Annotated in this window: 1 rRNA gene; it reads left to right on the top strand. The window is 39.2% G+C overall.

From position 1 onward, the window contains the following. Positions 1-159: 159 nt before the first annotated feature. Positions 160-217 (top strand): 5S ribosomal RNA (gene rrf / locus CXF64_RS21070); the annotation flags it as partial.

Here is a 217-nt window from a genome sequence, read left to right as displayed (position 1 = left end):
GACTAAAGTAGATATTACTTAGAAAGACTTAAAAAATATTATCAGATATTTTCCAAATTCAAGAGGTGACTCTTAGCGCGTAGCGTTAAAGTTGAGGCACCTTGCGCAAAGAAAATGGTAGCACTACGTGCTTGTCATTGATTCTTTGCACCTAATTTGCTTGGTGACAATAGCGTTTTGGACCCACCTGATTCCATGCCGAACTCAGTAGTGAAAC

Source organism: Pseudoalteromonas sp. GutCa3, assembly GCF_002836155.1.
GTDB classification, from domain to species: Bacteria; Pseudomonadota; Gammaproteobacteria; order Enterobacterales; family Alteromonadaceae; genus Pseudoalteromonas; species Pseudoalteromonas arctica.
The sequence above is the reverse complement of the archived record's forward strand: the minus strand, read 5'-3'. Positions and strand labels throughout refer to the sequence as shown.